The organism is Sphingomonas sp. GC_Shp_5 (assembly GCF_026540855.1).
GTDB lineage: Bacteria > Pseudomonadota > Alphaproteobacteria > Sphingomonadales > Sphingomonadaceae > Sphingomonas.
Genome location: NZ_JALNUP010000010.1, coordinates 40,715 through 53,266, shown reverse-complemented (window position 1 = coordinate 53,266; position 12,552 = coordinate 40,715). Strand labels below are relative to the sequence as shown.

Genomic DNA, 12,552 nt, shown 5'->3' with positions numbered 1-12,552 from the left:
AGATTAACAAATGTCCGAAGCGAGCAAGCGGGAAGGATGGCCTAAACGTCCACTCTAGGTCGTAAGCCAGGGCGGGCGGACGCACTTTGCGATCGCCTTGATATCCCGGGGCGTAAAAAGCGGTGGACGCCCCTATTGATCACGCCACGTTAGTACATGACGGAAGGCACGGATTTTCGAGCTCGATAGGCGACGCGAATTCTGGAGCGCCCAATCTCCACCTTCGGACCGTCATCGACGCCCCAGATGACGGGCCGGCCGGCAGCGACGCCTTCCGCGGCTAGCAGTTTCGGCATGAGCGCCGCGCATCGGCGAACGACAGGGTCAACAGCGACCCATGTGCAGCGTCTTTTGTCGGCCGCCATATCGATATCGGATCCGCCACAGCTTGGACCCGCTCGGTTGGACGGCGAGAACCAGCCCCTATCCGTCGGCGAGATGGTACGGTCTAGCTTTGGGCTTGGCGGCGTTGACCTGGAGCTGTGTCAGCATGGTCGTGGCTCCCGGATTTCCGGTTCGACCCAACAGCCACGCAATGAGACCACTTTGTCTCTTTTGCTGGATTCAGCCGGATCAACCCGGACGGCTGCCAGCGATCATCGCCAAGATATGCCTGTAAACCAGCCGTTTGCTGGACGTCTCTGGACGCATCCAGAGACGAAAAGTGGTGCCCAGAAGAGGACTCGAACCTCCACGACCTTGCGATCGCCAGCACCTGAAGCTGGTGCGTCTACCAATTCCGCCATCTGGGCACGGGGTAGGCCGGCGCCTCTAGGGGAGGGTCGGGATGCTTGTCAACACGCCTTTCGCGGGGCAAGGGCGGTGGCGCGATCAAAGCGAGCGAAAAGGCCGGACGATGAAGGACAAACTGGTGACGGTGATCGGGGGCGGTGGCTTCCTCGGGCGCTATGTGGTGCGGGCGCTGCTGCGCAGCGGCGCGCGGATGCGGATCGCCGAGCGCGACCCGCGTCATGCCTGGTATCTGCGGACGCAGGGCGGCCTCGGCCAGTCGCAGTTCGTCGCCGCGGACGTGACCAAGCCCGAGACGATCGCGCGTGCCGTTGCCGGTGCCGATATCGTCATCAACCTGGTCGGTGTGCTCGCGGGCGATTTCGAGCGGATCCACGTCGGCGGCGCGGAAACCGTCGCCAAGGCTGCGGCGGCCGCCGGCGTCACCACGCTGGTGCATCTGTCGGCGATCGGCGCCGATGCGGGTGCCGCCTCGGCTTATGGCAGCTCCAAGGGCCGCGGCGAGGCAGCGGTGCGCGCCGCTTTTCCGGGCGCGGTGATCATCCGCCCGTCGATCGTGTTCGGCCGCGAGGACCAGTTCATCAACCGTTTTGCCGGCATGGTCGCCAAGGCGCCGGTGGTGCCGGTGCTGCGCGCGGGCGTGAAGTTCCAGCCGGTGTTCGCGGGCGATGTCGGCGATGCGGTCGCGGCCGCGGCGGCTGACCCGGCGTTTGCGGGGCGCACCTTCGAGCTCGGCGGGCCCGATGTGATGAGCATGGGCGCGATCATCCACTGGATCGCGACCGCGCTCGGCCGCTCGCCGTCGATCATCAACCTGCCCGATGGCCTCGGCGCGCTGCTCGCACGGCTGCCGGGCGCGCCGATCACCAAGGATCAGTGGCTGATGCTGCAGCAGGACAATGTGGTCGCCGCCGGTGCCGACGGGCTGGCCGCGCTCGGCGTCACGCCCACCCCGCTGGCCAGCGTCGCGCCCGATTGGCTAGTCCGCTTTCGCCGGTCGGGGCGCTTCGGGCGTCGCACCGAAACCCTCGCCGCCTGATCGGAACGGAAGTTCATGGACCTGCTCACCGTCATCCTCCTCGGCATCGTCGAGGGGGTCACCGAATTCCTGCCCGTCTCCTCCACCGGCCATCTCATTCTCGCCACCAAGCTGCTCGGCTATGACGCGGCGAAGTGGGAGGTGTTCAACATCGTCATCCAGCTTGGCGCGATCCTCGCGATCGTGGTGCTGTATTGGCGCACCTTCTGGGCGGTCGGCTCGGGGCTGCTGAAGCGCGACCCAACCTCGATCCGCTTCGTGCGCAACCTGCTCGTCGCCTTCCTACCCGCCGCGGTGATCGGCCTGGCCATCCACAAGCATATCGAGGCGCTGCTCGGCAACGCGATGGTGGTGTCGGTGGCGCTGGTGGTCGGCGGCCTCGCGATCATCGTCGTCGAGCGGCTCGCGCCCAAGAGCGACATCGTCGGTGTCGCCGACATCCCGCTGCCCAAGGTGCTCGGGATCGGCTTCATCCAGTGCCTGGCGATGGTGCCGGGGGTCAGCCGGTCGGGCGCGACCATCCTCGGTGCGCTGTCGCTCGGGGTGGAGCGGCGCACCGCGGCAGAGTTCAGCTTCTTCCTGGCGATCCCGACCATGCTCGGCGCGACCGCGCTCGAGCTGGTCAAGAACCGCCACGAGCTGCTGAGCGGGCAGGGCGTCGGCCTTGGCGCCATCGGGATCGGCTTCCTGGTCGCGTTCATCGTCGCCTTGCTCGTCGTCAAATGGTTCGTCGGCGTGGTCACGCGCGTCGGCTTCGTGCCGTTCGCCTTTTACCGGATCGTCGCCGGCGGCGCGGCGATCATCTGGCTGCTGTCGGTATAGGGCCGCAACGGACCGTAACTTCGCTAAGTTCGCGCATATCGCACTTGGTGAGCCACTTTGAACAGCCAAGTGGGTCAGCTTAGCTGACATAATTGCAGTTTAATGCGTGACAAAGCCATGCAACCTGCGTAGCGGCGAGCTACGGAGGCTGTATGGCGCACGATTCAATGCTCAAGTTCGTTTCGCGGGAGCAGGCCTATCCGGCCAAGCGCGAGCCGGAGATGCGTGCGGAGGATTTCCGCGAAATCGCCGAGCGTTATGCCGTGCCCACTGCCGAGGACCAGGCCGGGCGCTGCTCGCAATGCGGCGTGCCCTATTGCTCGGTACATTGCCCGTTGCACAACCATATCCCCGACTGGCTGCGGCTCACGGCGGAAGGACGGCTGCGCGAGGCCTATGAGCTCAGCAACGCGACCTCGACGATGCCCGAGATCTGCGGCCGCATCTGCCCGCAGGATCGGTTGTGCGAAGGCAATTGCGTGATCGAGTTCACTGGCCATGGCGCGGTGACGATCGGTTCGGTCGAAAAGTTCATCACCGACAGCGCCTGGGACAATGGCTGGGTGGAGCCGCTGGTGGCAGGCCCGGCGCGCGGGCAGTCGGTGGGCGTGATCGGCGCCGGGCCGGCCGGGCTCACCGCCGCCGAATACCTCCGCGGGCAGGGCTATCAGGTTCATGTCTACGATCGCCACGACCGCGCCGGCGGGTTGCTGACCTATGGCATCCCCGGGTTCAAGCTCGAGAAGCACATCGTTACCCGGCGGGTGGACCGCCTCAAGGCCGGCGGGATCGTCTTCCACGAAGGCTTCGCGGTGGGCGAGGATGCCAAGCTCGACGAATTGCGCCGCCGTCACGATGCGCTGCTGATCGCCACCGGCGTCTACCGCGCCCGGGCGCTCGACCTGCCCGGCTCGAACGGCGACGCCGACCAGGGCCGCAGCGTCGCCGCGCTCGATTATCTGATCGCCTCCAACCGCAAGAGCTTCGGCGATGCGGTGCCGGCGTTCGACGACGGGCAGCTCAACGCCGAAGGCAAGCATGTCGTGGTGATCGGCGGCGGCGACACCGCGATGGACTGCGTGCGCACCGCGATCCGCCAGGGTGCCGCGAGCGTGAAGTGCCTCTATCGCCGCGATCGCGCCAACATGCCGGGCTCGCAGCGCGAGGTGGGCAATGCCGAGGAGGAAGGCGCCGAGTTCGTCTGGCTCTCGGCGCCCGCGGCGTTCGACGAAGACGGCACGGTGCGCGCGCGCAAGATGCGACTCGGCACTCCCGATGCGAGCGGCCGCCGCGCTCCCGAGCCCGATCCGGCCGGCGACTTCACCCTCCATGCCGATCTGGTGATCAAGGCACTCGGCTTCGACGCCGAGGATCTGCCGGCGCTGTTCGGCGCGCCCGAGCTTGGCGTGAGCCGCTGGGGGACGGTGCTGGTCGACGGCAAGACGCTGATGACCAGCCTCGACGGCGTGTTCGCGGCGGGCGACATCGTCCGCGGCGCCAGCCTGGTGGTATGGGCGATCCGCGATGGCCGTGACGTCGCCGGCACCATGCACAAATGGCTGAAGGCGCGCGCCAGGGCCGGCGCTCCGGCCGAGCGCCAGCTCGTCACCGCCTAACCTAGTAAAGCCGGGTCGTGCCGCTGTTGGCGCACGGCCCGCCCCCTCGGCGCGACGCCGGGCAGAAGGAACCGTCCGCATGATCGATCAACGCGCCCGCCTCGCCGAAGAAGGCATGTACCGCCCCGACATGGAATCCGATGCCTGCGGCGTCGGCCTCGTCGCCGCGACCGACGGCAAAGGCTCGCGCCGCGTCGTCCAGTCGGCGATCGACGCGTTGAAGGCGGTGTGGCACCGCGGCGCGGTCGACGCCGATGGCAAGACCGGTGATGGCGCAGGGCTGCACATCGATCTGCCGCATCGCTTCTTCGACGATGCCGTGGTCGCTTCGGGGCACAAGGTGCTGCCGAACCGGCTCGCGGTCGGCATGATCTTCCTGCCGCGCACCGATCTCGGCGCGCAGGAGAGCTGCCGGACGATCGTCGAGAGCGCGATCATCGAGGCGGGCTATACCATCTACGGCTGGCGGCAGGTGCCGGTCGACGTCTCGGTGATCGGCCTCAAGGCGCAGACCACGCGGCCCGAGATCGAGCAGATCATGATCGCCGGGCCGCTACCCGACGAGGTGACGGCGGCAGAGTTCGAGAAGAACCTTTATCTGGTCCGCCGCCGGATCGAGAAGCGCGTCATCGCCGCGCAGATCCAGGGCTTCTACATCTGCTCGCTGTCGTGCCGCTCGATCGTCTACAAGGGCCTGTTCCTCGCGGAATCGCTGTCGGTCTTCTACCCCGATCTCCAGGACCAGCGCTTCGAATCGCGGGTCGCGATCTTCCACCAGCGTTATTCGACCAACACCTTCCCGCAATGGTGGCTGGCGCAGCCGTTCCGGTGCCTCGCTCATAATGGCGAGATCAACACCATCCGCGGCAACAAGAACTGGATGCTCAGCCACGAAATCCGCATGGCGAGCCTCGCGTTCGGCGAGCATTCGGAAGACATCAAGCCGGTGATCCCGGCGGGCGCCTCAGACACCGCGGCGCTCGATGCGGTGTTCGAGACGATCTGCCGCTCGGGACGCGACGCGCCGACCGCCAAGCTGATGCTGGTGCCCGAGGCGATGAGCGACGACACCCCGGCCGATCACGCCGCGATGTACAATTACCTCGCAAGCGTGATGGAGCCGTGGGACGGCCCGGCGGCGCTGGCGATGACCGACGGCCGCTGGGCGGTCGCGGGAATGGACCGCAACGCGCTGCGGCCGCTGCGCTACACCCGCACCTCGGATGGGCTGCTGATCGTCGGCTCGGAGAGCGGCATGGTCGTGGTGCCGGAGAGCACCATCGTCGCCAAGGGCCGGCTCGGCCCGGGGCAGATGATCGCGGTGGATCTCGATCAGGGCCGGGTGCTCGACGATCGCCAGATCAAGAACCGGATCGCCGCCGAGCATGACTATGCGGCGATGATCGGTGCCTTCCACACGCTCGACGACCTGCCCGACGCGCCCGACGACAGCGTCGTGCGCTATGATCGCGCCGAGCTCGCCCGCCGCCAGGTCGCCGCGGGGCAGACGCTCGAGGACATGGAGCTGATCCTCAGCCCGATGGCCGAATCCGCCAAGGAAGCGGTCGGCTCGATGGGCGACGACACGCCGCTCGCGGTGATTTCAGACAAGCCGCGGCTGATCAGCCAGTTCTTTCGCCAGAACTTCAGCCAAGTCACCAACCCGCCGATCGACAGCCTGCGCGAACGCTATGTGATGAGCCTCAAGACGCGGTTCGGCAATCTCGCCAACATCCTCGATACTCAGGACCAGCGCGACCGCGTGCTGGTGCTCGAATCGCCGGTGCTGACCGGCGAGCATTGGGCGCGACTGAAAGCGCATTTCGCCACCAGCGTCACCGAGATCGACTGCACCTTCGACGCCGCCGGCGGCCCCGAGAAGCTGCGCGAGGCGATCGCGCGCATCCGCCAGGAGGCAGAACAAGCCGTCCGCCAGGGCAAGAGCGAATTGTTCCTCACCGACGAGGCCGTCGGTCCGGACCGCGTCGCCATCGCCGGCGTGCTCGCGGTCGCCGCGGTGCACACCCATCTCGTCCGCCGCGGCCTGCGTTCCTATGCCTCGATCAACGTCCGCAGCGGCGAATGCCTCGACACCCATTATTACGCAGTGCTGATCGGCGTCGGCGCGACCACGGTGAACGCTTATCTCGCCGAGGCCGCGATCGTCGATCGCCAGGCGCGTGGATTGTTCGGCGATCTGTCGCTTGCCGAATGCCTCAAGCGCCACCGTAGCGCGATCGAGGACGGCTTGCTCAAGATCATGAGCAAGATGGGCATCGCGGTGATCTCGTCCTACCGCGGCGGCTATAATTTCGAGGCGGTGGGCCTCAGCCGCAGCCTCGTCAACGATCTGTTCCCGGGCATGCCCGCCAAGATCTCGGGCGAGGGCTACGCGTCGCTGCATTATTCGGCGATGGTTCGCCACGAGGCGGCGTTCGACGAGGCGGTGGCGCGGCTGCCGGTCGGCGGTTTCTATCGCCAGCGCCACACCGGCGAGACCCACGCCTTTTCCGCGCAGCTGATGCATCTGCTGCAGACCGCGGTGTCGACCGACAGCTATACCAGCTACCTTCAGTTCAGCCGCGGCGTCGCCGATCTGCCGCCGGTCTATCTGCGCGACCTGCTCCAGTTCAACTTCCCGAACGAAGGCGTCGCGGTCGATCAGGTCGAGGCGATCACCGAGATCCGCAAGCGCTTCGTCACCCCGGGCATGTCGCTGGGCGCGCTCAGCCCCGAGGCGCATGAGACGCTGGCGATCGCGATGAACCGGATCGGCGCCAAGGCGGTGTCGGGCGAGGGCGGCGAGGACAAGAAGCGCTATCGCCCGTACGACAATGGCGACAACGCCAATTCGACGATCAAGCAGATCGCCAGCGGCCGGTTCGGCGTCACCGCCGAATATCTCAACGCCTGCGAGGAGATCGAGATCAAGGTCGCGCAGGGCGCCAAGCCTGGCGAGGGTGGCCAGCTGCCCGGGTTCAAGGTCACCGAGTTCATCGCCAAGTTGCGCCACGCAACCCCCGGCGTGACGCTGATCAGCCCGCCGCCGCACCATGACATCTACTCGATCGAGGATCTCGCGCAGCTCATCTACGATCTCAAGCAGATCAACCCGCGCGCGCGGGTATGCGTCAAGCTGGTGAGCTCGGCCGGGATCGGCACCGTCGCCGCCGGCGTCGCCAAGGCGCATGCCGACGTCATCCTGATCGCCGGCCACAATGGCGGCACCGGCGCGTCGCCGCAGACCAGCATCAAATATGCCGGCACGCCGTGGGAGATGGGCCTCAGCGAGGTCAATCAGGTGCTCACCCTCAACGGCCTACGCGGCCGCATCCGGTTGCGCGCCGACGGTGGCTTGAAGACCGGTCGCGACATCGTCATCGCCGCAATCCTCGGCGCCGAGGAATATGGCATCGGCACGCTCAGCCTGGTGGCGATGGGCTGCATCATGGTCCGCCAGTGCCATAGTAATACCTGCCCGGTCGGCATCTGCACCCAGGACCAGGCGATGCGCGACAAGTTCGTCGGCACGCCGGAAAAGGTCATCAACCTGATGACCTTCATCGCCGAGGAGGTGCGCGACATCCTCGCCCGCCTGGGCTGCAAGAGCCTCGACGAGGTGATCGGCCGCACCGAATTGCTCCGCCAGGTCAGCCGCGGCGCCGAGCATCTCGACGATCTCGACCTGAACCCGATCCTCGCCAAGGTCGACGCCACCGACGCCGAGCGCCGCTTTTCGTTGAGCACCTTCCGCAACGAGGTGCCCGACAGCCTCGACGCGCAGATCATCAAAGATTCCGCGGCGGTGTTCAGCCGTGGCGAGAAGATGCAGCTCACCTATTCGGTGCGCAACACTCACCGCGCGGTGGGCACCCGGCTGTCGAGCGAGATCACCCGGCGGTTCGGCATGGCCAAGCTCGCCGACGGCCATGTCACCATCCGGCTGCGCGGCTCGGCGGGGCAGAGCCTCGGCGCGTTCATGTGCAAGGGCATCACCCTCGAGGTGTTCGGCGATGCCAACGACTATGTCGGCAAGGGCCTGTCGGGCGGGATCATCGTGCTGCGCCCGGCGGTGAGCTCGCCGCTCGCCAGCCAGGACAATACCATCCTCGGCAACACCGTGCTCTACGGTGCCACCTCGGGCACGCTCCTCGCGGCCGGGCAGGCGGGCGAGCGGTTCGCGGTGCGCAACTCGGGCGCCACCGTGGTGGTCGAGGGCTGCGGCGCCAACGGCTGCGAATATATGACCGGCGGCGTCGCGGTGATCCTCGGCAAGGTCGGCCAGAACTTCGGCGCAGGCATGACCGGGGGGATGGCCTTCGTCTACGATCCCGACGGCGATTTCGCATCCCGCGCCAACCCCGAGAACATTACCTGGCAGCGGCTCGCCTCGGCGCATTGGGAAGGCGTGCTCCGCGCGCTGGTCGAGCGCCACCTCACGGCGACCGACAGCAAGTGGACGCGCGGGCTGCTCGCCGATTGGGAGCGCGTCGCCGGCCAGTTCTGGCAGGTGGTGCCCAAGGAGATGCTCAGCCGCCAGAGCCATCCGCTCGACGACACCGCGGAGCTGGTCGCGGCGGAGTAACCTGCCGTTCGTGCTGAGCTTGTTGAAGCATTGTGAGATGCATGCCCTTCGACAGGCTCAGGGCGAACGGGAAGGATGGGTACAGGGTTGGCATCGCCGCCACGCTGCGCCTAACAGGGCGTCATGTGGCAGCTTTACCAATTCCCCCTGTGCCCGTTCAGCCGCAAGGTGCGCCTGCTGCTCGGCGAGAAGGGCGTCGGCTATGAGCTGGTGCGCGAATCGCCCTGGGAGCGGCGCGACGAGTTCATGGACATGAACCCCGCTGGCGAGACGCCGGTGATGGTCGATGCCTCGCGCAACGGCGCGCCGCTGATCGATTCGGCGGCGATCTGCGAATATCTCGAGGAAACCGTCGACAAGGCGGCGATGATCAACGGCCCCGCCGCCAACCGCGCCGAGATCCGCCGCCTCGTCACCTGGTTCGACACCCATTTCTACCGCGACGTCACCGGGCCGCTGCTCCACGAGCGGGTGGTGAAGCGGCTCGCGCATCGCGCCGCGCCCGACGCCAAGGGGCTGCGCGAGGCGATGAAGGCCGCGGTCAGCCACCTCGACTACACCGATTATCTGCTCGATCACCGCAATTGGCTGGGCGGCGCGACGATGAGTCTCGCCGATCTCGCCGCGGCGGCGCAGATCTCGGTCGCCGACTATCTCGGCGGGATCGACTGGAAGGGTCATGACCAGACGGCGCGCTGGTACCGCGGGCTCAAGAGCCGGCCGAGTTTCCGCCCGCTGCTCTCCGAGCGGATGGAGATGATCGGGCCGCCGGCGCATTACGACAATGTCGATTTCTGATGCACGCCGCGCATGATCCCGCCGCCGCGGCCGCGGCGACCATCGGCTTTGACGATTTCCTCGCGGTGGATATTCGCGTCGGCACGATCGTCGCCGCCGAGCCGTTCCCCGAGGCGCGCAAGCCGGCGTTGAAGCTGCGCATCGACTTTGGCGCGCCGATCGGCATCAAGCGCTCGTCGGCGCAGATCACCGAGCATTACACGCCAGCCGCGCTGATCGGCCGCCAGGTCGCCGCGGTGGTCAATTTCCCGCCGCGCCAGATCGGCCCGGTGATGTCGGAGGTGCTGACGCTCGGCTTCCCCGATGCGGACGGCAAGGTGGTGCTGATCGGGCCGAGCGAGCCGGTGCCGAACGGCGGCCGGCTGTTCTGAGCGGCGCGCGGATCGGTACCGCCGGCTGGTCGATCCCGACTGCGCTGGCGGGCGACTTTCCCGGCGCGGGCAGCCATCTCGAGCGTTATGCCGCGGTGTTCGACGCGGTGGAGATCAATTCGAGCTTCCATCGCCCGCACCGGCCTGCGACCTATGCGCGCTGGGCGGCGAGCGTTCCCGCCGGCTTCCGCTTCGCGCTCAAGCTGCCCAAGACGATCACCCATGAGCGCCGGCTGGTCGACACCGGCGAGCTGCTGGCGCGCTTCGCCGACGGAATTGCGCCGCTCGGCGACAAGCGCGGGCCGCTGGTCGTCCAGCTGCCGCCGAGCCTCGGTTTCGACCGCGCTGTTGTTGACGACTTCTTTGCCCAGGCCGGCGCCACCCTTGGCGGCGCGCTGGTTTGCGAGCCGCGCCACGGAAGCTGGTTTGGCGCCGAGGCGGACCAATGCCTGGTCGCGCATCGGGTGGCGCGGGTGGCGGCCGATCCGGCGCGGGTGCCCGAGGCTGCCGCGACCGGCGGCTGGCCGGGACTCGCCTATCGCCGGCTCCACGGCAGTCCACGGATCTATTACTCGGGCTATGACGAGACGGCGATCGCAGGCCATGCCGCGGCGGTGGGCGCCGAGCGGGCCGAAGGCATCGACAGCTGGACGATCTACGACAACACCGCCGCGGGCCATGCCACCGCCGACGCGATGGCGCTCATCACCCGACTCGGCGCGCTCAGCTAATCAGCGCCAGCGTCGCCGGGTCGGGCTCGCCGGCGAAGAAGCGGGCGAGCGCGGCCGCGAACGGCGCCGGATCATCGGCAACCGCGGCGAACAGCGTCATCGACGAGCGCAGCTTGATCGCGTCGATGCCGCCGAGGATCGCCTCCGCGCTTCCCGTGGCCGCGGTGACCGCCTGCGTCGCCTCGACCAGCCGAGGGCCGAGCAGCGGGTGGGCCAGATAGGCACTCGCCTCGGCACGGTCCCGGATCGCATAATGCTGTGCGGTGGCGCTGCGGCCGAGCCCGGCGATCTGTGGGAACACGAACCACATCCAGTGGCTGGTCTTGTGGCCACGGCGCAGCTCGGCGAGCGCGGACGCGTACACGCCCTGTTGAGCCTCGACGAAGCGATCGAGCGGCCCGCTCATCGGGTTCGCAACCGTAACGGATGTTGTGGCGTTATCCTGCCCATGCGCTTGCTCCTCTGTTCGCTCGGTACGGTCCTGCTGCTCGGCGGCTGCGGGCATCACGATCAGCCCGCCGACAATAACGCGGCAGCCGCGGCGTTCGTGCCGCCGCCGCTTCAGGCGCCGACGCCGCTGCCGGGGCAAGGGCACAGCAAGCCGATCAGCGCCTATGTGGGCCATTATCCCACCGAGGCGGTAGAGGGTGTGACCTTCTACGATCGCACCGAGGTCGCCAATGCGCTGGTCGGCGCGGTGGGGGACGACAAGATCCGCCGGACCATGACCGCGCATGAGGCGACCACCACGCCGATCTTCCAGCGCGGTCCCTCGCTCGGTGCCCATGGCTGCGAGGCGCACAATTGCAGCGACCATAATTGGACGCTGCTGGTCCGCGCCGACGGCAACACGGCCGAGGCCTGCTACCATGACGCCAGCACGATGGGGAACGCCAGCCGCTGGTACGCCGGCGGCGCTCCGGCGACCCGCCCCGGCGATTGCCCTTCGGAGTAGATGCGATGCTCGAACATGTCCCCGCCTGGCTCGGCAAGGCGCTGAGCGACGTCCGCGCCGGTGCCGAGAAACTGGCGATCGTCCGCCCCGAACTCAGCCCGCAAGGGCGCGAGTTCCAGTGGCTTGCGCTGTCGAGCCCGGCCTTCGCCGATGGCGCGCGGCTGCCCGAGCGGTTCACCGCCGACGGCACGGGCGTGTCGCCGCCGCTGACTTGGGGATCGTCGCCGGCGGGCACCGCCAGCCTGGCGTTGCTGGTCGAGGACGCCGACGCGCCGGCGCTGCAGCCGCTGGTGCATGCGATTGTCTGGGGACTGGCGGCAGATGCCGGTCGGCTCGCCGAAGGCTCGATCGTCGCCGACGGCCCGGGTACCGGCAGCCGCGACATTGGCCGCAATTCGTTCCTGCGCGAAGGCTGGTTGCCACCCGATCCGCCGACGGGCCATGGCGCGCACCGTTATGCCTTCCAGCTGTTCGCGCTGGATGCGGGGGCGGGCGATCCGGGTGACAGTCCGGGCCGCGGGGCGATGATCGAGGCGATGGCGGGGCATGTGCTCGCCGCGGGCGTGGTGATCGGCACCTATGGCCGGGGCGAGGAAGCGCTGATCGGGCCGGATGGGGCGCTCGCCAGCGCGTGAACGAGAGAGAGCGGGACGGCGCGGCGGCGAGGCCGCGCGTTCCGGTTGACGCCGAAGGGGGCCCTGGGGCTTAACCCAGGGTGACGCTGCCCTGGCTGGCGATCACCAGCGCGGTGGTGCAGAAAGCGGCGAGACCGATGAAGAGGCTGCGGTACATGGCAATGCTCCGGCTGGAGTGACGATCAGGCGATCGGCATCACGGGGACGGCGGCGCTGACGGCTACGGCGGCGAACAGCAGGGCAGCGGCGA

General features: G+C 67.9%; 11 protein-coding genes and 1 tRNA gene. 9 read left to right on the top strand and 3 right to left on the bottom strand.

The features are described 5' to 3' along the window. Positions 1 to 324: 324 nt before the first annotated feature. Entirely contained in the window at positions 325 to 420 is a 96-nt protein-coding gene (locus tag OXR60_RS20000) for an Arm DNA-binding domain-containing protein (RefSeq protein WP_346015425.1), read from the bottom strand. Between the two features lie 245 nt (positions 421 to 665). Further along, positions 666 to 752 (bottom strand) — tRNA-Leu (locus OXR60_RS09815). A gap of 104 nt (positions 753 to 856) precedes the next feature. Between OXR60_RS09815 and OXR60_RS09810 the strand changes: the two genes are divergently transcribed. The 7 genes from OXR60_RS09810 (at position 857) to OXR60_RS09780 (ending at position 10,712) form a co-directional block, all read left to right on the top strand. Next, positions 857 to 1,789, top strand: coding sequence for a complex I NDUFA9 subunit family protein (locus tag OXR60_RS09810; RefSeq protein WP_267395700.1), 933 nt, complete (start codon positions 857 to 859; stop codon positions 1,787 to 1,789). A 15-nt stretch (positions 1,790 to 1,804) separates the two neighbouring features. Next, positions 1,805 to 2,611, top strand: a complete 807-nt coding sequence (locus tag OXR60_RS09805) for an undecaprenyl-diphosphate phosphatase (protein WP_267395699.1) — start codon at positions 1,805 to 1,807, stop codon at positions 2,609 to 2,611. A gap of 152 nt (positions 2,612 to 2,763) precedes the next feature. Then, the gene (locus OXR60_RS09800; RefSeq protein ID WP_267395698.1) at positions 2,764 to 4,227 is read left to right on the top strand and encodes an NAD(P)-dependent oxidoreductase; all 1,464 of its coding nucleotides are present in this window, start codon (positions 2,764 to 2,766) and stop codon (positions 4,225 to 4,227) included. 79 nt (positions 4,228 to 4,306) lie between these two features. Beyond that, positions 4,307 to 8,812 (top strand): glutamate synthase large subunit, encoded by a 4,506-nt coding sequence (gltB, locus tag OXR60_RS09795; protein WP_267395697.1) that lies wholly within the window; start codon positions 4,307 to 4,309, stop codon positions 8,810 to 8,812. Positions 8,813 to 8,935: 123 nt separating this feature from the next. Then, a complete protein-coding gene (locus OXR60_RS09790; protein ID WP_267395696.1) occupies positions 8,936 to 9,610 on the top strand; it encodes a glutathione S-transferase family protein in 675 nt (224 codons plus the stop codon). Continuing rightward, a complete protein-coding gene (locus tag OXR60_RS09785; RefSeq protein ID WP_267395695.1) occupies positions 9,610 to 9,981 on the top strand; it encodes a tRNA-binding protein in 372 nt (123 codons plus the stop codon). Before OXR60_RS09790 ends, OXR60_RS09785 begins: the two co-directional genes overlap by 1 nt. Next, on the top strand, positions 9,978 to 10,712 hold the full coding sequence (locus tag OXR60_RS09780) for a DUF72 domain-containing protein (protein WP_276592138.1): 735 nt from the start codon (positions 9,978 to 9,980) through the stop codon (positions 10,710 to 10,712). Before OXR60_RS09785 ends, OXR60_RS09780 begins: the two co-directional genes overlap by 4 nt. Here the strand turns inward: OXR60_RS09780 and OXR60_RS09775 are convergent. Beyond that, complete coding sequence (locus OXR60_RS09775) at positions 10,705 to 11,118, bottom strand: DUF1810 domain-containing protein (protein WP_267395694.1); 414 nt, start codon at positions 11,116 to 11,118, stop codon at positions 10,705 to 10,707. The two genes, OXR60_RS09780 and OXR60_RS09775, sit on opposite strands and share 8 nt — an antisense overlap. Positions 11,119 to 11,160: 42 nt before the next feature. On the opposite strand from OXR60_RS09775, the gene OXR60_RS09770 reads away from it, so the two are divergent. Beyond that, positions 11,161 to 11,667, top strand: coding sequence for a hypothetical protein (locus OXR60_RS09770; RefSeq protein ID WP_267395693.1), 507 nt, complete (start codon positions 11,161 to 11,163; stop codon positions 11,665 to 11,667). Between the two features lie 5 nt (positions 11,668 to 11,672). After that, the gene (locus OXR60_RS09765; protein ID WP_267395692.1) at positions 11,673 to 12,302 is read left to right on the top strand and encodes a YbhB/YbcL family Raf kinase inhibitor-like protein; all 630 of its coding nucleotides are present in this window, start codon (positions 11,673 to 11,675) and stop codon (positions 12,300 to 12,302) included. Positions 12,303 to 12,552: the final 250 nt, after the last annotated feature.